The sequence below is a fragment of the Sphingopyxis granuli NBRC 100800 genome (assembly GCF_001591045.1).
Lineage (GTDB): Bacteria > Pseudomonadota > Alphaproteobacteria > Sphingomonadales > Sphingomonadaceae > Sphingopyxis > Sphingopyxis granuli.
Map to the genome: position 1 here is coordinate 1 of NZ_BCUA01000073.1, position 21,237 is coordinate 21,237.

The 21,237-nt window shown below is 67.3% G+C and carries 20 protein-coding genes, 1 tRNA gene and 2 pseudogenes; 12 read left to right on the forward strand and 11 right to left on the reverse strand.

Annotation, left to right across the window (positions count from 1 at the left end):
• The coding region (locus SGR02S_RS14900) for a DsbA family protein (protein WP_067111510.1) at nucleotides 1–1,172 on the forward strand (1,172 nt) is incomplete at its 5' end.
• A gap of 10 nt (nucleotides 1,173–1,182) precedes the next feature.
• On the opposite strand, the gene SGR02S_RS14905 is transcribed toward SGR02S_RS14900, so the two are convergent.
• The 5 genes from SGR02S_RS14905 to dapB all read right to left on the reverse strand — a co-directional run bounded on the left by SGR02S_RS14905 (nucleotide 1,183) and on the right by dapB (nucleotide 7,235).
• Nucleotides 1,183–2,787, reverse strand: a complete 1,605-nt coding sequence (locus SGR02S_RS14905; RefSeq protein WP_067111513.1) for a phytoene desaturase family protein — start codon at nucleotides 2,785–2,787, stop codon at nucleotides 1,183–1,185.
• On the reverse strand, nucleotides 2,784–4,004 hold the full coding sequence (locus tag SGR02S_RS14910; protein ID WP_067111516.1) for an FAD-dependent oxidoreductase: 1,221 nt from the start codon (nucleotides 4,002–4,004) through the stop codon (nucleotides 2,784–2,786). Before SGR02S_RS14910 ends, SGR02S_RS14905 begins: the two co-directional genes overlap by 4 nt.
• Before the next feature lie 343 nt (nucleotides 4,005–4,347).
• Entirely contained in the window at nucleotides 4,348–5,718 is a 1,371-nt protein-coding gene (locus SGR02S_RS14915; RefSeq protein ID WP_067111520.1) for a M20/M25/M40 family metallo-hydrolase, read from the reverse strand.
• 125 nt (nucleotides 5,719–5,843) lie between these two features.
• Nucleotides 5,844–6,500 (reverse strand): endonuclease III, encoded by a 657-nt coding sequence (gene nth, locus SGR02S_RS14920; protein WP_067111524.1) that lies wholly within the window; start codon nucleotides 6,498–6,500, stop codon nucleotides 5,844–5,846.
• Nucleotides 6,501–6,506: 6 nt separating this feature from the next.
• The gene (gene dapB, locus SGR02S_RS14925; protein WP_067111526.1) at nucleotides 6,507–7,235 is read right to left on the reverse strand and encodes a 4-hydroxy-tetrahydrodipicolinate reductase; all 729 of its coding nucleotides are present in this window, start codon (nucleotides 7,233–7,235) and stop codon (nucleotides 6,507–6,509) included.
• Nucleotides 7,236–7,345: 110 nt separating this feature from the next.
• Between dapB and SGR02S_RS14930 the strand changes: the two genes are divergently transcribed.
• A complete protein-coding gene (locus SGR02S_RS14930) occupies nucleotides 7,346–8,050 on the forward strand; it encodes an NAD-dependent deacylase (protein ID WP_067111529.1) in 705 nt (234 codons plus the stop codon).
• A gap of 21 nt (nucleotides 8,051–8,071) precedes the next feature.
• Here SGR02S_RS14930 and tadA read toward each other — a convergent pair whose 3' ends face one another.
• On the reverse strand, nucleotides 8,072–8,527 hold the full coding sequence (gene tadA, locus SGR02S_RS14935; protein ID WP_067111532.1) for a tRNA adenosine(34) deaminase TadA: 456 nt from the start codon (nucleotides 8,525–8,527) through the stop codon (nucleotides 8,072–8,074).
• Nucleotides 8,528–8,657: 130 nt separating this feature from the next.
• Between tadA and rpmB the strand changes: the two genes are divergently transcribed.
• Nucleotides 8,658–8,951, forward strand: a complete 294-nt coding sequence (gene rpmB / locus SGR02S_RS14940) for a 50S ribosomal protein L28 (RefSeq protein WP_067111535.1) — start codon at nucleotides 8,658–8,660, stop codon at nucleotides 8,949–8,951.
• A 36-nt stretch (nucleotides 8,952–8,987) separates the two neighbouring features.
• Here rpmB and SGR02S_RS14945 read toward each other — a convergent pair whose 3' ends face one another.
• On the reverse strand, nucleotides 8,988–9,986 hold the full coding sequence (locus tag SGR02S_RS14945) for an esterase-like activity of phytase family protein (RefSeq protein ID WP_067111538.1): 999 nt from the start codon (nucleotides 9,984–9,986) through the stop codon (nucleotides 8,988–8,990).
• 162 nt (nucleotides 9,987–10,148) lie between these two features.
• On the opposite strand from SGR02S_RS14945, the gene SGR02S_RS14950 reads away from it, so the two are divergent.
• The 4 genes from SGR02S_RS14950 to SGR02S_RS14965 all read left to right on the forward strand — a co-directional run bounded on the left by SGR02S_RS14950 (nucleotide 10,149) and on the right by SGR02S_RS14965 (nucleotide 14,055).
• Entirely contained in the window at nucleotides 10,149–10,550 is a 402-nt protein-coding gene (locus SGR02S_RS14950) for a glycine zipper 2TM domain-containing protein (protein WP_067111540.1), read from the forward strand.
• Between the two features lie 202 nt (nucleotides 10,551–10,752).
• Entirely contained in the window at nucleotides 10,753–11,847 is a 1,095-nt protein-coding gene (locus SGR02S_RS14955) for a Ppx/GppA phosphatase family protein (RefSeq protein WP_067111543.1), read from the forward strand.
• Nucleotides 11,844–12,575: an RlmE family RNA methyltransferase gene (locus SGR02S_RS14960; protein ID WP_067111546.1), complete on the forward strand. Its 732-nt coding sequence runs from the start codon at nucleotides 11,844–11,846 to the stop codon at nucleotides 12,573–12,575. The genes SGR02S_RS14955 and SGR02S_RS14960 overlap by 4 nt, the downstream gene beginning before the upstream one ends.
• A gap of 19 nt (nucleotides 12,576–12,594) precedes the next feature.
• Nucleotides 12,595–14,055 (forward strand): S41 family peptidase, encoded by a 1,461-nt coding sequence (locus SGR02S_RS14965; protein WP_067111549.1) that lies wholly within the window; start codon nucleotides 12,595–12,597, stop codon nucleotides 14,053–14,055.
• A gap of 20 nt (nucleotides 14,056–14,075) precedes the next feature.
• Here SGR02S_RS14965 and SGR02S_RS14970 read toward each other — a convergent pair whose 3' ends face one another.
• On the reverse strand, nucleotides 14,076–15,779 hold the full coding sequence (locus SGR02S_RS14970) for a class I adenylate-forming enzyme family protein (RefSeq protein ID WP_255211492.1): 1,704 nt from the start codon (nucleotides 15,777–15,779) through the stop codon (nucleotides 14,076–14,078).
• A gap of 183 nt (nucleotides 15,780–15,962) precedes the next feature.
• Nucleotides 15,963–16,927 (reverse strand): annotated as a pseudogene (locus SGR02S_RS14975) (DMT family transporter).
• Nucleotides 16,928–17,026: 99 nt separating this feature from the next.
• Between SGR02S_RS14975 and SGR02S_RS14980 the strand changes: the two are divergent.
• The 3 genes and pseudogenes from SGR02S_RS14980 to SGR02S_RS14990 all read left to right on the forward strand — a co-directional run bounded on the left by SGR02S_RS14980 (nucleotide 17,027) and on the right by SGR02S_RS14990 (nucleotide 19,110).
• The gene (locus SGR02S_RS14980) at nucleotides 17,027–17,539 is read left to right on the forward strand and encodes an Lrp/AsnC family transcriptional regulator (RefSeq protein ID WP_067111559.1); all 513 of its coding nucleotides are present in this window, start codon (nucleotides 17,027–17,029) and stop codon (nucleotides 17,537–17,539) included.
• A gap of 99 nt (nucleotides 17,540–17,638) precedes the next feature.
• Nucleotides 17,639–17,713 (forward strand) — tRNA-Glu (locus SGR02S_RS14985).
• A gap of 164 nt (nucleotides 17,714–17,877) precedes the next feature.
• A pseudogene (locus SGR02S_RS14990) lies at nucleotides 17,878–19,110 on the forward strand (tyrosine-type recombinase/integrase).
• A 12-nt stretch (nucleotides 19,111–19,122) separates the two neighbouring features.
• On the opposite strand, the gene SGR02S_RS14995 reads toward SGR02S_RS14990, so the two are convergent.
• On the reverse strand, nucleotides 19,123–19,326 hold the full coding sequence (locus tag SGR02S_RS14995; RefSeq protein ID WP_067111562.1) for a helix-turn-helix transcriptional regulator: 204 nt from the start codon (nucleotides 19,324–19,326) through the stop codon (nucleotides 19,123–19,125).
• A 580-nt stretch (nucleotides 19,327–19,906) separates the two neighbouring features.
• Here SGR02S_RS14995 and SGR02S_RS15000 point away from each other — a divergent pair.
• Nucleotides 19,907–20,218 carry a type II toxin-antitoxin system RelE/ParE family toxin gene (locus SGR02S_RS15000; protein ID WP_255211491.1) on the forward strand — a complete coding sequence of 104 codons (312 nt, stop codon included), beginning with the start codon at nucleotides 19,907–19,909 and terminating at the stop codon, nucleotides 20,216–20,218.
• Nucleotides 20,219–20,220: 2 nt separating this feature from the next.
• Nucleotides 20,221–20,541 carry an XRE family transcriptional regulator gene (locus SGR02S_RS15005; protein WP_067111558.1) on the forward strand — a complete coding sequence of 107 codons (321 nt, stop codon included), beginning with the start codon at nucleotides 20,221–20,223 and terminating at the stop codon, nucleotides 20,539–20,541.
• A 201-nt stretch (nucleotides 20,542–20,742) separates the two neighbouring features.
• Here SGR02S_RS15005 and SGR02S_RS20305 read toward each other — a convergent pair.
• Nucleotides 20,743–21,237, reverse strand: a 495-nt coding sequence (locus tag SGR02S_RS20305; protein ID WP_218000140.1) for a hypothetical protein, incomplete at its 5' end; no start/stop codon positions are given.

Consider the following 21,237-nt stretch of genomic DNA (forward strand, 5'->3'; position numbering starts at 1 on the left):
GCGGGGCCGCGGGCGCCGGACGCGCCGCCGCGAAGGCGGGCGGCGCGGCCTGGGCCGGCCTCGCGCTCGGCGACCGGGTCGCGAAGCTGTCGAGCAAGGCCGGACACGGGCTCGGCGAGGTCGCGGACCGGACGCGCGCCGGACTCGAATCGGTTGCGAAGGCGGGCAAGGAAGGGATCGGCGAGGCCGCGACCAAATTGCGCCCCGCCCCGCCAGAGGAGCCCGCTCCGCCGCCCTCGGGGCTCGAACAGCTCCTCGCACGCGAGGCCGCCGAGGCGAAGCCGGCGGCGCCCGACCTGCCGCTGTTCGCCGGCGAGCCCGCGGTCGCGCCGGCGCCGAAGAAGACGAAATCCGGCGCGGTCGCCGAGGTGGACGACCGTTCGCCGCCCCCGCGCGCGCTAGCGGCCGGGCCTATGCCGCATATCGGGGGAGCGGGAATGGACGGCGGATCGACACGGGCATGGCTGGCGGGCGGCATCGCCGCGATCGTGCTGCTCGCCGCGGCTTTCTGGCTCGGCGGGCGCTTCGGCGGCGGCCTCAGCAAGGGCGAGGTTGAGACGATCGTCGCCGACTATATCCAGGCCAACCCCCAGATCATCCCGCAGGCGCTGGAGGCGCAGCGCGACAAGGAGATCGCGAAGGCGATCGACGCGATCCGCCCCGCGCTCGAAAAACCCTACGCCGGCGCCTGGGCGGGACATGCCGACGGCGACGTCACGCTGGTCGTCTTCACCGACTATGCCTGCGGCTTCTGCCGCGCGAGCGTGCCCGACGTCGACCGGCTGATCCGCGAGGACAAGAGGCTGAAGGTCGTGTTCCGCGAACTGCCGATCATCGCGCCGCAGAGCCGCAACGCCGCGCTGATGGCGCTCGCCGCGGCGCGGCAGGGGCGCTACGACGCCTTCCACCACGCGATGTTCGCCGCCTCCTCGCTATCCCCTGCGGCGATTGCCGAGGCGGCGTCCAGGGCGGGGGTGGTCACCGACGGCAGCGCCGACGCGACCGCGAACGAGGTATTGTTCCAGCGCGAACTCGACAGCAACCTCGCCATCGCCAGCCAACTCCAGCTCAACGCCACCCCGACCTGGGTCGTCGGCGATCAGCTGTTCCAGGGGCAGGTCGGCTTTGCCGCGCTCAAGCAGGCGATCGCCAAGGCGCGGGCGAAGGGCTGAACGCGCCCGCTCAGCGCCAGCGCGGCGCGAACAGACCGCGGTCGCGCAGGATGACGTGCGCGGCATTATGCCCCGGCGCGCCGGTGACGCCGCCGCCGGGGTGGGTGCCCGCACCGCACATATAGAGTCCCCGCACCGGCCCGCGATAGCCGCCGTGACCGAGCACCGGCCGCGCCGCCCATAGCTGGTCGAGGCTCATCGCGCCGTGCATGATGTCACCGCCGACCAGCCCGAACCGGCGCTCGATCCCCTTGGGGCTGAGCCGCGTCTGGGCGACGATGCTAGCGCGAAAGCCGGGAGCGTGCGCCTCGACCGTGTCGAGGATTGCGTCGGCCGCCGCACCCTCCTCCGCGTCCCAGTCGCGCCCGTCCGGCAGTTCGGGCGCGAACTGCTGGCAGAACAGGCTAGCGACATGGCAGCCGGGAGGCGCAAGGCCGTCGTCGACGGTCGAGGGGATCAGCATCTCGACGATCGGCGCCTTCGACCAGCCGTAGCGCTTCGCATCGAGGAAGGCACGGTCCATGTAATCGAGCGTCGGTGCCAGAATGATTCCCGATTGGTGATGCTCGCCGGGTTCGGGAAGACAGGTGAATTTCGGCAGTCCGGTCAGCGCGACGTTCATCCGGAAGGTGCCGCTTCCTACCTTGAACGCCCTGATCCGCCGCCGGAAATCGGCGGGAAGGTCGGCGACGTCGATCAGGCGATCGTAGAGCAGCTTCGGCCCGACATTGGCAACGACGCGGTCGGCGGCAATCTCCTCACCCCCCAACAGCCGCACCCCGACCGCCCGCTCCCCGTCGACGAGCACCCGCGCGACCGGGCTTTCGAGGCTGATCTCGACCCCCGCGGCGCGGCAGACCTGCGCCATGATCTGCGTGATCGCGCCCATGCCGCCGACGCTGTGGCCCCATGCCCCCCTCCGCCCGTTCACCTCGCCGAAGACATGGTGGAGCAGGACATAGGCGCTGCCGAGCGTGTCGGGCGAGGCATAGTTGCCGACCACCGCGTCGAAGCCGAAGGCCGCCTTCACCGCCTCGCTCTCGAACCAGCCGTCGAGGACGGTGCGCGCCGACCGCGCGAACAGGTCGAGCACGTCGCGCTGCGTTTCGAGGTCGAGGCGCGCGAAGCGCTGCCCCTGCCGCACGCCGTCGAGCCACGTCCGCATCCCTTCGCCGACATTGGGCGGCACGCGCAGCGCAAGGTCGCGGAGCAGGTCGGCGACCCGTTCGAGCGCGGCATAATAGGCAGGCAGAGCCTCGGCATCGCGCGAACTGAACTTCCGGAATTCGGCCTGCGTGCGCGCGACCCCGCCGCCGAGCTTCAGATAGCCGCCGCCCGGCTGCGGCAGGAAATTGCTGATCGGGCGCTCGATCACGCGATAGCCGTGCTCGGCCAACGCCATGTCGGCGATCACCTTCGGCTGAAGCAGGCTGACCGTATAGCTCGCGACCGAGTTGCGGAAGCCCGGCGCGAATTCCTCCGTCACCGCGGCGCCGCCGACGACGTCGCGCGCCTCGACGATCCGCACCTTCAACCCCGCGCGCGCAAGATAGAAGGCGCAGACGAGGCCGTTGTGCCCGGCGCCGATGATCAGCGCGTCGTAGGATGAGGTCATCGCCCGGCCCCGGCCAGCAGCGATTCGACATGCTCGCGCCCGAAGCCGAGACCGAGGATGCGGCCGGGGATGCGGCGAAGCAGCGGGACGCGGTCGAGCAGCTTCACGGCGAAGGGCACATGGTCGACCTCGCCGCGCAGCACCGGCAGGATCACGCGGTCGTGCGCGATACGCTGGATCGCCTGCATCCGCACGGTCGGCGTCCAGCGCCGCGCCTGCACGCGCGGCAGCAGCGGGTCGGGGTCGTCGCCGCGTGCCAGCGGGGCGGCCAGGACATTTGCCGCAGCGACCGCATCCTGTACCGCGAGATTGATGCCGACGCCGCCGACCGGCGACATCGCATGCGCGGCGTCGCCGATCGCGAGCAGCCCCGGCCGCGACCAGAGGGTGAGGCGGTCGAGCGCGACCGACAGCAGTTTGACGTCGTCGAAGCCGGCGATGGCGTCGATTCCGGCGGCCAGTCCCGGCGCGAGCGCGACGACGTCGGCGCGGAAGGCGTCGATCCCCCGCGCCGCGATTGCCGGAAAGCCGTCCTTCTCGATGATCCGAGCGCATTGCCAATAGCCGGTCCGCGGGATGGCGACGACCATGCCGCGCCGGCCGATCGAGCCGAGCGGGACGTCGGCGGGCGCGCCGCCTTCGGGCATCGGGACGCGGAACCAGAGCACGTCCATCGGCGCGCCGAGGTCCTCGCGCGGCAGGCCGGCTGCCTCGCGCAGCACCGAGCGACGGCCGTCGGCGGCGATGACGAGCCGCGCAGGCAGCGCCTCGCCGCTCGCCAGCGACACGCCTGCGACGCGGCCCGCGGCGTCGAGTACCGGCGCGACCGCTTCGGTTGTCATCCGCAGGTCGAAGGTCGGATAGCGCCGCGCCTGCCGCGCGATGAAATCGAGCAGGTCCCATTGCGGCATCATCGCGATATAGGGCGCCGCGACCGGCAAATGCCGGAGGGTCGCGATCGTATAGCGGCGGCCGAGCAGGTCGAGCGTCGCGGTGTCGAACCGCGCATGCGGCAGGGCAAGCAACTCGTCGAGCAGCCCGATCTGGCGGAACAGGTCGAGCGTCGACGGATGCACCGTGTCGCCGCGGAAGTCGCGCAGAAAATCCCGATGCTTTTCAAGCACCGTCACGCGAACGCCGGCGCGCGCGAGCAGCAGCCCGGCGACCATGCCGGCCGGACCGCCGCCGACGATCACTGTGGAAAGCCTCTCGCCCATCTTCGCTCCAGCCGCTGCCCCCCCTTCCCCCATATTGGACCCGGCGACGGAGATTTGCCACCCGCTCTTCGCCCGCCCGACGGCGAGCGAAGAGACCCCTGCATATATGCTCCTCAGGCAGGTAAGGTCCCGTTCCCCGGCGAAAGCCGGGGTCCGCGCGGGGCAGACTACGCCATCCGGACCCCGGCTTTCGCCGGGGAACGGCCCTTGCCGGAAAGGGATAATTGCCGATCGGCCCCTAGGCCGGAACCCGGAGCGGGCCGGTGCCGACCTCGGCTCTTCCCACTCCGGGCTCCCGCCAGTACGGAAGTATCCGACATTTTCAATCCAAGGTGATCACGCTCTATTTCGACAGGTCGCGCAGCAGGCTGTCCCAATGCGCCAGCGCGCCGGGGATCGCATCGACCGGCGCGCGCTCGTCGAGGCCGTGCGCGAAGCTGTCACTCGCCTTGCTGAACAGCCCCGCGACGCCATAGCTGGGAACGCCTTGCGCGCGAAAATGCAGGCTGTCGGTCGCGCCCGCGCTCATCGACGGGATGATCGGCAGCCCGGGGTAGCGCGCGTGCACCGCTTTCGTCACCGCCGCCACGACATCGGGGCGCAGCGGCGAGGCGTCGCTCGCGGTGGCATCGGGGTCGGTGTTCACCTTGATCGCGGGATCGGCGACGACCTTTTCCAGTTCGGCACGCACCGCCTCGATGCTCACGCCCGGAAAGATGCGGCAATTGACGTTCGCCGTCGCCCTTTGCGGCAGCGCATTCTCGGCATGGCCGCCCTTGATCAGGGTCGGCACGCAGGTCGTGCCGATCTGGCCGACATATTCGGGGTCGGCGCGGATCGCCGCGACCGCCCCGGCATCCGCGGGGTTGGCGGCGAAGGCCTTGAGCGCCGCGCCGATGGCGCCGCCGGCCTGGTCGGCGACGATCTGCATCCCCGCTTTCGTCAGTTCGTTCTGCTGCGGCGCGAAGCGATAGGCGCCGATCTTCGCCAGCGCTTCGGACAGCTGGACGATCGCGTTGACCGCGCCGGGGCGCGAGCTGTGCCCGCCGGGATTGGTCACTTCGAGCACATAGTCGGCATAGGTCTTCTCGCCCGCCTGCAGACCGTAATATCGGGCCTTGCCATCCTCTCCGATCAGCCCGCCGCCGCCGTCGCCGTTGAGCGCGAATTCCGCCCCCTTGTAGGCCGCGGCGAGCGCGCGTGTCGTGTCCATCGCGGTTTCCTCGTCGCCTGACAGCAGCAGGATGATCGAGCGCTTCGGCCGGAACCCGTCCTTCTTGAGCTGCGCGAGCGTCGCGACCATCATCGCAACGTCGAACTTATTGTCCTCCGATCCGCGCCCGAAGATATAGCCGCCTTCCTCCACCGGCACGAAGGGGTCGCGTACCCAGTCCTTGGGATCGGCCTCGACGACGTCCATATGGCCGAGCAGCAGGATGGGTTTCGCGTCGGTCGTGCCCTTCAGCGTCGCGGCGAAGGTAGCGGTCTCGCCCATCGGGGTGATGACGATATCGCCGTCGGCAAAGCCCGCCGCCTTGAGCACCCCGGCATAATAGGCCGCCAGTTCGGGGACCTTGCCGCGTCCGGCGACGGTCGGAATCGCGATGCTGTCCTTCAGGATCGCCTTCGCCGCCGCGGGATCGGCGGGCTTGGCGTGGACGGGCGCCGCGGCCAGCAGGGCGGCGGAGGCCAGAAAGATGGAAGCAAAACGCATGTGATCGACCCCTTTAGCGAGTTATTCTGATCCGTTCGGACCGAGCCTATGGAAGCCCTGTCCCGGCCGCCATGCTGGCGGAAGAACGAGCCTTCGACAAGTTCATGGCGAGCAGAATCTTCGGGTCAGGCTGCTTTCTTCGCGTTCGGCGCCGGCGTCTTGGGCTTGTAGCGGCACAGGTCGGCGACCGGGCAGCGCCAGCATTCAGGCGTTCGCGCCTTACAGATATAGCGGCCGTGCAGGATCAGCCAGTGGTGCGCGCCGACGCGGAACGGCGCCGGCACCTTGCGTTCGAGCTGCTTTTCGACCGCGAGCACCGTCTTGCCCGGCGCGAGCCCGGTGCGGTTGCCGACGCGAAAGATATGCGTGTCGACCGCAAAGGTTTCCGCACCGAACGCGCAGTTCATCACGACATTAGCGGTCTTGCGCCCGACTCCCGGAAGCGCGACCAGCGCATCGCGGTCGGCGGGCACCTCGCCGCCATGGTCGCGGACGAGGATTTCGGACAGCGCGATGACATTCTTCGCCTTGGCATTGAACAGCCCGATCGTACGGATGTGCCGCTTCAGCCCGTCTTCGCCGAGGTCGAGCATCTGCTGCGGCGTCTTCACCGTCTCGAACAGCCCCCGCGTCGCCTTGTTCACCCCGACGTCGGTCGCCTGCGCCGAGAGCACGACGGCGACGAGCAGTTGATAGGTGTTGCCGAACGCCAGCTCGGTCTGCGGATCGGGATTGAGCTCGGCCAGGCGGCGGAAAAATTCGAAGATGTCGGCTTTCGTCATCGCGGGTCAGGACAGCCCGATCACCTGCGGCATCGTGTAGCGCCCGGACTTCTGGTGGATCAGCCACAGCGCCGCCTTCACCGCGCCGCGCGCGAAGATCATGCGATTCTCGGCGCGGTGCGACAGGGTGATCATCTCCTCGGGACCCGCGAAGATGACGTCATGGTCGCCGGCGACGGTGCCGCCGCGCAGGCTGGCGAAACCGATCTTGCCGTGCCCGCGCGCGCCGGTGACACCGTCGCGGCCGCGCTCCGAACAGCGGACGAGATCGATGCGGCGCCCCTCGGCCGCCGCCTGCCCGAGCAGCAGCGCGGTGCCGCTCGGCGCGTCGACCTTGTTTCGATGATGCATTTCGAGGATCTCGATATCCCATTCGGGGTCGAGTCGCGCCGCCGCCTCGCGCACCAGATGCGCGAGCAGGGTGACGCCGAGCGACGTATTGCCGGTCTGGAGCACCGCGATATCGCGCGCCGCGTCGTCGATCAGATAATGATGCCGCTCCCCGAGCCCCGTCGTGCCGATGACGATCGGCTTCTTTGCCGCCACACAGGCATCGAGCGTCGCTTCGAGCGCGGCGGGCGAGGAGAAATCGACGAGCACGTCGGCGCTCGCCGCCAGCTTTGCGATATTGCCGCCCTTGTCGATGCCGCAATGTCCATGCCCCGCTTCCGCCGCTGCGGCGGCGAGCGCGACGCCCATCCGCCCCTGGCTGCCGACGATCCCGATGCTGGTCATGACTTGCCTTTCCCGTCCCCGTCATGCTGAAACCCGGTTCAGCATCCATTCGCACCCGCGTAGCGAGAATGGACCCCGAATCACGTTCGGGGGGACGAAGCAAGGATAACATGACTCCCATCCAGAATATCGTGATCCTGACCGGCGCCGGGGTTTCGGCCGAAAGCGGCATCGACACCTTTCGCTACGCGGGCGGGTTGTGGGAGCAGCACCGGGTCGAGGACGTCGCGACGCCGGAGGCCTTCGCGCGCGACCCCGACCTCGTCCACCGCTTCTACGACGCGCGACGCGAAGCGATCCAGACCAGGGTCCCGAACGCGGCGCACGAGGCGCTGGCGCGGCTCGACGCCTACTGGCCCGGCGACCTGCTGATCGTCACCCAGAATGTCGACGACCTGCACGAACGCGCCGGCGCCCGGCGGCTGGTCCACATGCACGGCGAGCATCTGAATGCCTGGTGCACCGCATGCGACACGCGCAGCCGCTGGACCGGTCCACTGATCGACCGGCCCCCCTGTCCTGCATGCGGCGTGGCCGGCCATCTGCGCCCCGACGTCGTATGGTTCGGCGAGATGCCCTATCGGATGGACGACATCTATCGCGCGCTGAACCGGGCCGACCTGTTCGTGTCGATCGGCACCTCGGGCGCGGTCTATCCCGCCGCGGGCTTCGTCCGCGAAGCGCGCCAGTCGGGCGCACGCACGCTCGAACTCAACATGGAGCCGAGCGAGGGCAGCCATTGGTTCGCCGAGGCGCGGCACGGTCCGGCGACGCGGCTGGTGCCGACATGGGTCGACCGGATGCTGGGGGTCTGAGCCGGAGCCTCCGCGCGCCTTTCAGCGGCGCGCGGCGAAGAAATCGCGGAGCAGCGCCGCCGCCTCGCCCGCGCCGATGCCGTCGTAGATTTCGGGGCGATGATGGACCGTCTGCTGCGAAAAGACGCGCGCGCCGTGCGCGACCGCGCCGCCCTTCGCATCGTCGGCGCCATAATAGAGCCGCGCGATCCGCGCGTGGGCGATCGCGCCGGCGCACATCGCGCAGGGCTCCAGCGTCACATAGAGGTCGCAGCCGTCGAGCCGCTCGTTGCCGAGCTTGGCCGCCGCGGCGCGAATCGCGACGATTTCGGCGTGCGCGGTGGGATCGTGCGATTCGCGCGGACGGTTGTGTCCTTCGGCGATGATCGCGCCGCCCTTGACGATGACGGCGCCGACCGGCACCTCGCCCCATTCGGCGGCGATTCGCGCCAGATCGAGCGCGCGGCGCATCGGGTCGGGAAGCGGGAAACGGGCCATGGCTTTCCCGCTAATCGCTTGACGAATCTCCGGCAAGCGGATAAGCGCGCGCCTTTCCCGGCCGATCCGGTTTCCTTGGCGCTTGTCGCGCCAACCGGCGCGCCGCCCAGATTTTGTGAGGACGAAGACGATGTCGCGCATTTGCGAACTGACCGGCAAGGGCCGCCAGGTGGGCCACAATGTCAGCCACGCCAACAACAAGACCAAGCGTACCTTCCTGCCCAATCTGCAGAATGTGACGCTGTTGTCGGAAGCGCTGGGTCGCGGCGTCAAGCTGCGCGTCTCGACGCACGGCCTGCGCTCGGTCGAGCACAATGGCGGCCTCGACAACTGGCTGATGAAGACCGGCGACGACCAGCTTTCGGCCAACGCCCGCAAGGTGAAGAAGGAAGTGGCGAAGAAGCTGGCCGAAACGGCCGCCTGACCGCCTTTCCATCGCCAACGCAATCAGGCGGCCCGGTTACGGCGCCGCCTTTTTGCTGTCCGCAGTGCGCGACGGCAGCTCGACGAGTTCGAATTGCAGCAACAGACTGCGCTGCCAGCTGGTGAAATTGTCGTCGGACACCAGCCAGACATAGGTGCGCCCGCGCTCGACCGAAACCGCCGCGCCTTCGAAATTGTCGGCGATCGCGCGCGGCACGCGGCCGATGGTGCGCGACCGGACGACCGTATCGGGGCCGATGTCGGCGGGATCGACCACGGCGAGGATCGTCGTGAAGACCGGCAACAGGCCGAGCCTGCGATGGACGAGCAGGACGCGCCCGTCGGGAAGCGGCGCCGCGTCGCTGACCGATCCCTTGGCCTGTGCATCGTAGAAGAAACGCAGCGGCGGCGGGCCCGGCGCCGCCGGATCGGTGGCGTAGAGCAGCGCCTCGCGGCCGCGCGGATCATCGTCGGCATCTTCCGAAAAGACGATGGTGCGCCCGTCGGCCAGCCGTGCCATCGCTTCCGGCCCGCCATTGCCCGGCCAGGCGGGCTGCGGCAGCGTCCGGCGCGATTCGATCCGCGACAGCGCCGGATCGTATCGCCGGATCTCGTTGACGCCCTCGAATGCGATCCAACTCGCGCCGCTTGCCGGATCGATCGCCATCGCCTCGGCATCGACCAGCGACTTGCGCCCCGATCCGCCCTCCAGCGTCGGCAACAGACCGATGCGCACATTGGTCACGCGGCCGTCGGGGTGCAGCGTCAGGCGTGTCCAGCCGCCGGCGTCGCTGACGAGCTGGAAGCGGCCCGGCCCCACCCGGGCGAGCGCGGAGAAGCCGCCGAAGCGGCTGTTCGGGCTGACCAGATGCCAGCCGCGCACGAAGCGGAGCGCCCCGGTCCGACCCGGCGCGCCGTCGAGCGGGCGCGCGACGATGCTTTGGGTGAAGTTATCGACCGGAAAGCGAAAGGCCGTCCCCGGAACGGGGCCGACGGCAAGGAAGATCAGCGGGGCGAAGAGCAGGCGGCGGCGCATCGCCGCCGGGCGTAAGGCCGCGACGCGGGAAAGGAAAGCCGCGCATCGAAGCTGAACGCCAGCCGACAGCCATGTTCAGGCTTGGCTCAAACCGAATCGGGCAAAACCGCATCATCGACCCACCGCCCGGCAAGGGCCCAAGACGAAAGAAGGAGACAAGAGATGAAAAAGATGATGACGCTCTCCCTCGCCGCCCTGATGTCCACTGCGACCCTGGGCTTGGCGACTCCGGCCGCGGCGCAGAACGGCTATTACGACCGCGACGGCTATTCGACCTATTATGCGGGCCATCGCGACAACCGCCGCTACGACCGGCGCTACGATCGCTCGGACCGCCGCGATTACCGGAACGACCGGCGCTATTACAACCAGCGCTATGACCGCCGCAATTATCGCCAGTGCGACAACGGCACCGGCGGCACGGTGATCGGCGCCATCGCCGGCGGCCTCGCCGGCCACGAGATCGCCGGCCGCGGCGACCGCACCGTCGGCGCGATCATCGGCGGCGCCGTCGGGGCCATCGCGGGCCGCGCGATCGACAAGGGGAATGACGGCTGCCGTTAAGAAGGCAGACCCGACCCCCAACGAAAATGCTCTTCCCTCCTGCCCCGTCCGGTTTGCGCCGGGCGGGGTTTTGCTTGCGCCGAATGGGGATGGGGAAGCGGGGCGATGCGGCTTGCCATCGCCGCAGGGCGCGCCTAGTCTCGACGCCAAGTGCACGTCCGCGGTCCTGCGGGCGCGTGAATTGAGACAGGTAATCATAGCCATGCGGCAAATGGCAGCGCCAACAGGGCAGCCGCCGCGGCCCGGAGCAGCGGTGGCGACGGACAGACGAAAGGGCGGTTCCCTACCCCGCCCCTTCGCATTCACGCGACCGAAAAGCTATGGCGCCATCGACCTCGGCACCAACAACTGCCGCCTGCTGATCGCACGGCCGCAGGACGGCGAACTTGTGGTCATCGATGCCTTTTCACGGATCGTGCGGCTGGGCGAGGGCCTGCACGGCAGCGGACGGATCAGCGCGGCGGCGATCGACCGCGCGGTCGCGGCGCTCGCCGTCTGCGCCGACAAGCTGCGCCGCCGCCATGTCGCGCTGTCGCGCGCCGTCGCGACCGAAGCCTGCCGTCGCGCATCCAATTGCGACGAACTGGTCGACCGAGTGCGGCGCGAGACGGGCATCGTGCTCGACGTGATCTCGGCCGCCGAAGAGGCGCGGCTCGCGGTGCTCGGCTGCCACAATCTGATGGAGCCCGGCGACGGACCGGCATTGATCTTCGACATCGGCGGCGGATCGACCGAGTTGATGCAGGTCGAGGTGAACGGTCACGACGTCGCGATCCACGACTGGGTGAGCGTGCCGTGGGGCGTCGTGTCGCTGACCGAGCATGCCGCGACGACGACCGACGAGCTGTCGGCGCGGCGCGCAAGCTATGCGCAAATGCGCGAGGTAACGCGCGCCGCCTTCGCCGCCTTCGCCGATCGCGCGCAGCGATTCGCGGGCCAGCCGCTGCGTCTTCTCGGTACCAGCGGCACCGTGACGACGCTCGCCAGCATCTTCCTCGACCTGCCGCGCTATGACCGGCGTGCAGTCGACGGGCTGATCGTCCCCACCAAATCGATGCGCGACATCAGCCACCGCCTCGCCGAAGCGAGCCTTGCCGACCGGGCGGAGATCGCCTGCATCGGGCGCGAGCGCGCCGACCTGGTCGTGGCGGGCTGCGCGATCCTCGAAAGCATCATCGACCTGTGGCCCGCCGCGCGTGTCGGCGTCGCCGACCGCGGCATCCGCGAGGGGATATTGCGCACGCTGGCGGTGCAGGGCCGCGACGTGCCGGTGACGCGCCGCGAGCATCGCCGGTGAGCGGCCCGCATCGCAAAGGCGGGAGCGCCGGGGGCGGCAGCGGACGCGGCGGCCTGCACGAACGGGTGAAGACCGCGCGGCGGCGCACCGCATCGTCGACGCGCTGGCTGCAGCGCCAGCTCAACGATCCCTATGTCCGCCGTGCGCAGGCGGAGGGTTATCGCTCGCGCGCCGCCTACAAGCTGATCGAGCTCGACGAGAAATTCGGCTTCCTGAAAAAGGCGCGCGCGGTCGTCGACCTCGGCATCACGCCGGGCGGCTGGTCGCAGGTCGTGCGCAAGACCAACCCGCGCGCACGCGTTGTCGGGATCGACCTGCTCGCCTGCGAGCCCATCGAGGGGGTCGCGATCCTCGAGATGGATTTCATGGACGACACCGCCCCTGACGCACTGATCGAGGCGCTGGGCAGTGCCCCCGATCTCGTCATCTCCGACATGGCGGCGAACACCGTCGGCCATCCCCAGACCGATCATCTGCGTACCATCGCGCTCGCCGAAACCGCCGCCGATTTCGCGGTGCAGACGCTGCAGCCCGGCGGCGCCTTCGTCGCGAAAGTGTTCGCGGGCGGCGCCGACCGCGAGCTGCTGACCATCCTCAAGCGGAATTTCGCCACGGTGAAGCACGCCAAGCCGCCGGCCAGCCGCAAGGGATCGCCCGAACTCTATGTCGTCGCACAGGGCTTCAAGGGCCGGGAAGGCGACGGGGCAAGCGAAGACGAGATGCCTTGAACGAAGGCGGGGGGACGGCATGAAGCGGACAGGGGCATCGGGGGCTTCGGTCGTGCTGGCGGCGCTGATGCTGGCCGCGTGCGGCGGCGGAGGTGGCGGCGGAACCGGCGCGCCGCCGGTCACGGTGACGCCGACACCATCGCCCACCCCGGCGCCAACCGCGGGCTGCACCCTTTCGGCGCGCCAGGGTTTCGCGAAGGCGGTGCTCGACGAATGGTATCTGTTCCCCGGCGACATGGCGCGCAACGCCGATCCGGCGCGGTACGCCGACGTCCAATCCTATATCGACGCGCTCACCGCGCCGGCGCGCGCGCTCGGCAAGGATCGCTATTTCACCTACATTACCTCGATCGCCGAGGAGACGGCCTTCTACGCACGCGGCGCGAGCGCGGGATTCGGGCTGCGGCTCGCCTATGATCCCTACGCGCAGCGCATCGTCATCGCCGAAGCCTATGAAGGCGCGCCGGCGCTGGCGGCAGGAATCGACCGGGGCGCGCGCATATCGGCGGTCGGCACCAGCGCCGATTCGATGCGCACGCTGTCGTCGCTCGCCGCCGCGGGCGGCACCGACGCGATCATCGCCGCGCTCGGTCCCGACGAAGCCGGCGTGACGCGCGTGCTGCGCGTCACCGACGCCTCCGGCACGCGCGACGTGCGCGTGACCAAGGCCGAATATGACATCGACCCGGTGTCCGACCGCTATGGCGCCAAGGTCATCAGCGAGGGCGGGCGCAGCTATGGCTACGTCAATCTGCGCACCTTCATCCGCTCGGCCGACCAGCAGCTTCGCGACGCGTTCCAGACCTTCCGCGACCGGGGCGTGACCGACATCGTCGTCGACCTGCGCTACAACGGCGGCGGGCTGGTTTCGACCGCCGAACTGTTCGGCGACCTGCTGGGCCGCAACCGCAACGCGAGCGAGATTTTCTCGCAGACGCGGTTCCGGCCGGAAAAGGCATCGAAAGACGAACGGCATTTCTTCACCGCACAGGCCCAGGCAATCGCGCCGACGCGCATCGCCTTCATCGGCACCGGGTCGACCGCCTCGGCGAGCGAACTCGTCATCAACGGCATGCTGCCGTGGCTCGGCACCAACATGACGCTGGTCGGCGGCAACACCTATGGCAAGCCGGTCGGGCAGATCGCGCTCGACCGCCCCGAGTGCGACGACCGCTTGCGCGTGATCGCCTTCGCGACCGGTAATGCGGCGGGGGCCGGCGATTATTTCGGCGGGCTGGCGCCCCGGATCGCGAACAGCTGCGCGGCCGCGGACGATCTCGACCTGCCGCTCGGCGACCCGCGCGAGGCGTCGGTTCGCGCAGCGATCGATTTCCTGGCCGGGCGAAGCTGCGGCGCGCCGATCGCCGGGCTCATCAGCGCATCGACGACGCGCAGCATCGCCGCGGTGCGCGAACCGACCGAGATGCTCGCCCCAGCCCGGCCGACCACGGCACAGCGCGAGCTGCCCGGATTGTTCTGAAGCGCCGGACCGACGGCCGCTCAGGCGGCGGCGCTCTCGCGGTCGGCGAACAGCGCTTTCAGATCCTTCTTCAATATCTTGCCGTTGGCGTTGCGCGGCAGCGTGTCGGCGGCGAAGCGGATCGCGACCGGCACCTTGAACGCCGCGAGCCGGGCGCGCACCCAATCCTGCAGTTCGGCCTCGGTCGCCGTCGTGCCGGGCGCAAGATGCACGATCGCCGCGGGCTCCTCGCCCAGCGTACGGTGCGGAATGCCGATCACCGCGCAGTCGGTCACCGCCGGATGGTCGTACAGCACATTCTCGACCTCCGACGAATAGATATTCTCGCCGCCGCGCAGCACCATGTCCTTCGCGCGGTCGACGATATAGAGGAAGCCTTCCTCGTCGAGCCGCGCGAGGTCGCCGGTGCGCACCCAGCCGTCGACGAAGGTCTCGGCGGTTGCCTCGGGCTTGTTCCAATACCCCATCACGATCATCGGCCCGCGCGCCCACAGCTCGCCGACCGTGCCAACCGGCAGCACCGTGACGCCGTCTTCGGCGCGGATTTCGAGGTCGGCGACCGCGACCGGCGGCCCCGCACTCGTCGGGCGGTTCAGATAATCCTCCGACGAATGCGAGGTCACCGTCGCCATCGTCTCGGTCATTCCCCAGCCGTTGCCGGGCAGCGCGCCGAACTCCTCATAGATGCGCCGCACCAGCTCGGGCGCCGACGGCGCGCCGCCATAGGCGATCGCCTCGAGCGACGAGAGATCGTAATTCGCGCGGTCGGGATGCTCGATGAGCTGCCAGGCGATCGTCGGGACGCCGCCGGTGACGTTGACCTGCTCGCGCTCGATGATCTCCATCGCGCGCACCGCGTCCCATTTGCGCATGAAGATGGTCGTGTTGCCCGCCGCCATCGTGCCCATCAGCATGGCCGAACAGGCTGTAACGTGGAACATCGGGATCACCGTCAATATCGTGCGCGGCTGGGGCTCCGGCACCGGCTCTCCGCGGCGCAGGAAGCTGCGCGCTCCCGAAAAACCGCCCGAGAGGATGTTGGTCATCATGTTGCGATGCGTGCCGAGCGCCCCCTTAGGCTGCCCCGTCGTGCCGCTGGTATAGAAGATCGCCGCCGCATCGTCGCTGTCGATCGCGACGCGCGGGCGATCGTCGCCGGGCAGCGCGGCCCAGCTTGCCGGAGCGCCGACGATCTCCTCCAGCGCCGTCGTATCGACGATCGGCCCCGCGCCGCGCGCGACGATCCATCGTTCGACGTCGGGCAGCATCGCGCGATGCTCGCGCAGCCGCTCGTAGCGCTCGCCATCGACGATCACGATCTTCGATCCCGAATCGCGAATGCCATAGGCCAGTTCGGCGCCGGTCCACCAGGCGTTGAGCGGCACCGCGATCGCGCCGATCGTGGTGATGGCGAAAAAGACCATCGGCCATTCGGGCAGGTTGCGCATCGCGAAGGCGACCCGGTCGCCCGGGCCGACGCCCATCGCCTGCAGCGCCCGCGCGAAGGCCGCGGTCGCGCGCCAGTTCGCCGCATAGCTGATCCGCTCGTCGTCGAGGATCGTGAACGGCCGCTCCCCGTGCACGCGCGACAGGTCGAGCAGTTCGCCCAGATCGTGCGGCGCATTCTTCCACACCCGCGTCGCAATGCCGCGGATCGGCACCACTTCCATCTCGAACGGAGCGTCCCGCGCGGTCAGCGCCGCGGTCGCATCGGCCAGCGACATCTTCGGCCAGCTGGGGTCGAGGGGTACCACGGGTTCGCCGGTCGGATCATTCGCCACGAGACATCTCTCCATCATCCTGCGCGCCGTTGAATCGGCGGCTCGGCGGCAAGGTTAGGATCGCCCGGCCCGTTCGACAAGGGTGCGGCTCGGCGCGCACGAGCAGCCCCCGCCCGCCCGCTCCGGTCAGGCCGGCTGGATCGCTTCGGGCGCCGCCGGCTCCCTGTGCGCGGCGATGCACGACAGCACGCTGGCGACGACCAGCACGAAAGCGGCCGCTTCGAGCCCGGTCGGCAGGCGGGCTTCCCACAGGAAACCGTATAGGAGAGCGAACAGCGTCTCGAAGAGGATCATCTGCCCGACGAGGGTCAGCGGCAGCAGCCGGCTCATCCGGTTCCACAGCAGGTTGCCGAGGATCGACGCAAGCAGCGCGACGCCCATCGACACGCCAGCGAGCCGCGCCCAGTCGAGCATCGCATGCGGTTCGCCGTCGAACGCCAGCGACCAGGGGATCAGCAGCAGCGACAGCGAACCGGTGACGATCCCCATCAGCAGGTTCCAGTCGTGTGCGCCGATATGGCCGAGGCGATTCAGCGCGCGGCTGTTCCCCACCGCGAACACGACCCAGCTGAGCAGCGCGCCGCCGGCGCACGCGAGCCCGAGGAGCTGTCGGCCGGTCGAACCCGCCGCGGGCGCGGCGACCGCCTGCCAGCCAATGCACAGCACGCCAGCGACCGACAGCAGCAGCGACGGCCACAACCGGACGAGCGGAACCGCGCCATGATCGCGGCTTCCGACCAGGGTGACCGCGACCGGAAGGAAACCGATGACGAGCGACGTCATCGCGATCCCGCCGAGCTGCACCGCGCCGGACAGCAGGATATAATAGAGGATATTGCCGCAAAGCCCCAGCCAACCGAGCGCCAGCCAGTCGCTGCGCGTCGCCTGCGCGACGGTGCGGCGCCAGCGCGGCGCCATGATCGCCGCGGAAAAGAGGCCGTAGAAGACATAGCGGCCGATCGTGAGCTGGATCGGGCTGAAATCGCCGGCGCGAGGAACACCAGCCCCCACAGCGCCCCCGCCCCCATTCCGCACGCGATGCCCAGCAGGGTGCGGCGCGACGCATGCGGTCCGGTGGCATCTGAGGTCATGGGCGCGGTCCTTGGTGACGATTGCTGGGAAATATCACCGTCAAAGCGGGAATTGCGCCCTTGATTCGAGGGCGAAATGCAACAAAAACTCGCTTCATGATGCCGGCCCGCTCCACCAGACGCAGCGAACTCGACAATTTCGATCGTGCCATCCTGCGCATCGTACAGCGCGACGCGAAGAAGCCGCAGCGATTGATCGCCGAAGCGGTCGGCCTGTCGGCGGCGGCAGTGCAGCGCCGCATCGCCGCGATGGAGGATGCGGGCATCATCGATCGGAACGTGGCGATCGTCGACCCCGCCGCGGTCCGCATGGCGATCACCGCGATCGTCGAAGTGCATCTGACCGACGAGAAGCTGCCGACCGTCGACAGGGCCAAGGCGCTGTTCCGCGCCGCACCCGAAGTGCAGCAATGCTATTATGTGACCGGCGGGATCAGCCTGGTGCTGGTGATCGTCGTGCCCGACATGGCCGCCTACGAAGCCTCGACGCGCCGGCTGTTCGCGCAGAACGAATCGGTGAAGAGCTTCCGCAGCCTGATCGCGCTCGACCGGGTCAAGGCCGGAATGGAAATCGAAATCCCCGCGACGACCTCGCCCGCCCCGCGCCGCTGATCGCCGCAACGGCAAGGCTGTCTGCGTCAGCGGGCGGAAAAGCGACCGACTCTTGCCTGCGCCGCGGAAGCAGGGTAGAGACCCGCCCGGCCATGCCATGGCCCCTTCGTCTAGCGGTCAGGACGCGGCCCTCTCACGGCTGAAACACGGGTTCGATTCCCGTAGGGGTCACCAAAATCCTCTCGCGGAGGGTTCCAGATAATGCCACAAGCGGCTGATTTCTGAGGGTTTTTCGTGGTATAGGTATCCCATACGGAGCGGCCGAGTGCAACCGGATGCCAGCACTTTGATGGTATATCTGATGGTAGCGCGGCCCTCCCCCAAAAGGAGATACCATCATGGCGCTTACCGCTGTTGCAATTACCAAGGCCAAGGGCCGCGCAAAGCCCTACAAGCTCACCGATGGCGATGGGCTATTCCTCTATGTGACCCCTAACGGGGGCCGTTACTAGCGCATGAACTACCGCTATCACGGTAAGCAAAAGACACTGGCGTTCGGTGTCTATCCCGATACCGGCCTTGCCGAAGCCCGCGAGCAGCGCGACGCAGCGCGCAAGATGTTAGCGCGCAGCAACGATCCGGCCGAGCAGATCAAGCTGGAAAAGATCGCGGCGGCCGTCGCGGCATCTAACAGCTTCAAGGCGGTTGCCGACGAATGGCTTGTGAAGGTCGAGCGCGAAGGCCGCTCCGCCGTCACCATGAAGAAATTGCGCTGGCTGCTGGACTTCATCAATGAGTCCATAGGCAAGCGCCCCGTCACTTCCATCACCGCGCAGGAGCTTCTTATCATGCTCCGCAAAATGGAGGGGAAAGGCCGCTACGAGACGGCGAAGCGGCTTCGCAGCACTTGCAGCCAGATATTCCGCTACGCCATCGCCACGGCCAGCGCAGAGCGCGACATTGCGGCCGATCTTCGCGGCGCGCTGATTGCGCCCCAACCCATCCACCGCGCCGCGATCACCAGCGCCAACGAGGCAGGCGGCTTGCTGCGCGCCATTGAGACGTTTGAAGGGCATCCCAACACCAAGGCGGCGCTATGGCTCTTGCCGCATGTCTTTGTGCGCCCCGGCGAGCTTCGCTATGCGGAATGGGATGACTTCGATTTCGACAAAGCCGTTTGGACGATCCCGCAACACAAGACCAAGATGCGGCGCGTTCACAGCATCCCGCTTTCCCGGCAGGCGCTCGCCGTTCTCGAAACCATCGAGCATGACGAGGGATACAGCAGCTACCTGTTCCCGTCGCTGCGTTCGGTGGATCGCCCCATGTCGGAGAATACCATCAACGCGGCCTTGCGCCGCATGGGCTTCGCTCAGGACGAAATGACCGGCCACGGCTTCCGGGCAATGGCCGCCACCCTGTTGAACGAAATGGGCCTGTGGCACCCCGACGCCATCGAGCGGCAGCTTGCCCATTGCGACAACAACGCCTTCCGCCGCGCCTACACGCGGGGCGAGTATTGGGACGAGCGCGTCCGCATGATGCAGCATTGGTCGGATCACCTCGATTTCCTCCGCGACGGCGCGAAGGTCATCAAGGGCGACTTCAAGAAAGCGAAGGCCGGGGAGTAACCCGGCCTTGCGTCATTCGGCGCGATCTTCGCGGAAGGCGGCGGGGTTGGCGATCCAGCGATCCACGGCGGACTCATGCCAGCCGGTGCCGTGGACGCTGATAGCCACCTGCTTCGGAAAACTGCCTTCCGCGATTTTTCTATAAAGCGTGGAGCGGGAAAGTCCGGTGCGGGTCAGCACGGTCTTGAGACGGATAATCTTTTCCTTGTTACTCACGGGACGCACTTTCATTCTATAACGATTGACGATACCTCCTGAAACGAAGAATTGGTGGCAACGACTTGCAACGCAAGAGCCTATCCACCGACATGTGGCGAAGATGTGGCTTACGGCGGTATAAGTGTAGGTAACGGCGGCGAACGGCAGTGAACGGCAGAGATAGTCGGTATCCGCCACCTTATACTTTGACGTTTGTTTGCCGACCGTGACAATAAAGCCACGCCATTATGCGACTTGCTGGCAAGGGGTGCGACCCGATGAACTTGGCGTGATTCCGATTCGCACGACATGGCGGAGCCTTTCTTTCAGGTGGCCCGCCATTGCCACGAACTCATGCTGTATCAGTTCATTCCGCCGCGCAAGAGGGGGAGGCACGACAGTGCCGACAAGTGCGAAGATAGTTCTAAAAGCTGCGATTTTGTCCCTTTCGGTCGCCGCGCGGGCAAATCGGAAGATGATTGCCGCTTTCTCCAAGCCATAGCTTCAAGGCTATGGACAGAATATAGCCTAGAGGATATATAGCCTTATGCCGTGGACGGTTCGCAACCATGATGCCTTCGATGCCGAATATGATGCGATGCCCGATGCGGTGCAGGATGAGCTTTTGGCGGCAACCGGCCTATTGGAACTTTACGGCCCCCGGCTTGGTCGCCCTCATGCCGATACGCTTGGCGGATCGCGTCATGCGAACATGAAGGAATTGCGCTTCAATGCCGATGGCGGCGTGTGGCGCGTGGCCTTTGCGTTCGACCCGGAACGGCAAGCAATCCTGCCGGTCGCTGGCGACAAGGCGGGCGTGGCGCAGAAGCGGTTTTACAAGACGTTGATCGGCAAGGCCGACAAGCGATTTGACGAGCATCTGGCGGCGCTGGCCGCGAAGGAGAAATGACGATGGGACGTTCGCGCAGTGAAATCATGGCCACCCTGCCCGAAGATCGCCGCCGCCGGATCGAGGCGCGCGCACAGGAATTGGTTGCGGAGGTCGAGGGACTGAAAGCGTTGCGCCAGCTTGCCGAGCGCAGTCAGGAGCAGATCGCGGAAACCTTGGGCGTCAAGCAGCCTTCCGTTCACAAGATCGAGCGGCAGACGGACCTTTACCTTTCGACGCTGCGCCGCTTCGTGGAGGCAGCAGGCGGCAAGCTGGAACTTCGCGTCGAGTTGCCGAGCAAGGGCGTTCTGCATCTGACGGGCGTTGGCGACCTTCACGCCTGACCCGTCGCTTTAGCGAGTATGTCTCGCAACCGGCGTTCGCTGCTTACCTGAACATCTTGCGTAATCTCGTGTCGGACTAGGAATGCGACGTGAAGCGGCCGGTCGGCTCCGTCCAGCGCCTACCGTCCGTCATCCAGCGCAAGGGTTTGCAGACCGTCCTCCGATTATCATGCTTGTTGCTACTATCGACACGGGTTCCGGCTAGATTGCTAAGCGGGCGGCTGGAAAATACATCGATACGGGAGTGTCTACCTCAACGCCCGCTTCTAAGGCACGACGAGCTTGGCTTGCGATTTCGGATTTATAAAGCTCAACATTGGGAAGCAGAGTATAAATGTCCCGATTATCGATCGTGACGGTTCGCATTTGATTGATGTCGAACGGGATTGGATCGCCGTGCCTGATGATCTGCACGATAGGCAGTCGAACAGCGTGTCGAAGCGCAAGTTCGTAAAAGACATTGGCATTTGAGAATGAGAGGTCTGCTACTACCAGCCGTGACCTGAAAAGATACTCCATGATCTGCCGCGTTATCATGCCGGGTTTGTCGATTTGATCGGCGCGAATTACCTTGAGTCCGACTGTCTGAATCGCGGGTTCAACTATGTTTTCTAGGTTTCGTTTACATTCAGGATTTCCATTGGCGTAGGAATGTGATTCAAGCTGCTGGCTGTTTGGAGGTCGGCATGGATGGAG